Source organism: Nguyenibacter vanlangensis, from assembly GCF_013376155.1.
GTDB lineage: Bacteria > Pseudomonadota > Alphaproteobacteria > Acetobacterales > Acetobacteraceae > Gluconacetobacter > Gluconacetobacter vanlangensis.
Window position 1 is genome coordinate 1 of record NZ_JABXXP010000888.1, and the last position, 1021, is coordinate 1021.

Genomic DNA, 1021 nt, shown 5'->3' on the forward strand with positions numbered 1-1021 from the left:
GTCGCGGTGCCGGTGGCCGCCGGTCCGGTCGCGCGCTTCACCTTCGCCGATCTGTGCGGCCGGGCGCTGGGGGCGGGCGACTATCTGGCGCTGGCCACCCGCTTCGCCGCCCTGGTGCTCGACGACGTGCCGCGCCTGGGGCCGGATAATTTCGATCTGGCGCGCCGCTTCATCGTGCTGGTCGACACGCTGTACGAGCAGAAGGTCAAGCTGTTCGCCTCGGCCGAGGACCAGCCCGACGCGCTCTACCGCCAAGGCCGGGGCGCCGAGGCTTTCGAGCGTACGGCCTCGCGCCTCGCGGAAATGCAAGGCGCGGCCTATCTGGACCTGCCGCACCTGTCATGAGCGGCGCGCTGCCATGGTCCCCGCCCCGCCGCTCCCTTTCGTCACGTCATCGTGATGACCATGGCAGGGCTGTGACCGGCGGGGCGGTAGGCAAGCGATGCGCTCTTTGCTTGGGTATCGCCGGTGATTTTCTGCGATTGATTTTCTGCGATCTGGCGCGCCGTGTCCGGAAATCGGCCCGCACGGCGCCGTCCGGCCGCCCGTGCCGGCGCCGGCGCCTCTTGCCCGGCGGGAACGGAAAGGTGAGCATGCGCGCAGAGCAATCCTGCCCGTGACGAATATTGGGCGGCGGGCCGCGAAACGTGACAGTAGGGTTGGGCATCGGTCGGCATCGGGCCGGAATTCCGTCATGATCGGCGGGCACGGTGCGCGACCGGACAATGACGCGGCCATGCGGGCCGCGAGCGAGGAGATGTCGTCAAGATGGCAGGCGTAGATATCCTGTCGACCGCGTTCAGCGGCGCCAACACGGCCTATCTGGCCGAACTCTATGCCCGCTGGGCGGCGGACCCTGGCAGCGTCGATCCATCCTTCGCCACCCTGTTCTCGGTCATGGACGAGGAAAGCGCTGCGATCCTGCAGGATGCCGAAGGGGCCTCGTGGTCGCCGCGCGCCGCGATGATCGCCGAGGCGGCAGTGCCCGCGGCCGCCGCCGCACCGGTTTCGGTCGAAAGCC

The 1021-nt window shown here is 69.2% G+C and carries 3 protein-coding genes; 2 read left to right on the plus strand and 1 reads right to left on the minus strand.

Features of this window, described 5'->3' with window-relative positions; all coding sequences use genetic code 11:
* Positions 1–345: AFG1/ZapE family ATPase (gene zapE, locus HUK84_RS19900; protein ID WP_176641747.1), on the plus strand; the 345-nt coding region annotated here is incomplete at its 5' end.
* 41 nt (positions 346–386) lie between these two features.
* Here the strand turns inward: zapE and HUK84_RS19905 are convergent.
* The gene (locus HUK84_RS19905; protein ID WP_176641748.1) at positions 387–677 is read right to left on the minus strand and encodes a hypothetical protein; all 291 of its coding nucleotides are present in this window, start codon (positions 675–677) and stop codon (positions 387–389) included.
* A gap of 91 nt (positions 678–768) precedes the next feature.
* On the opposite strand from HUK84_RS19905, the gene HUK84_RS19910 reads away from it, so the two are divergent.
* On the plus strand, positions 769–1021 hold a 253-nt coding region (locus tag HUK84_RS19910), incomplete at its 3' end, for a 2-oxoglutarate dehydrogenase E1 subunit family protein (protein WP_176641749.1).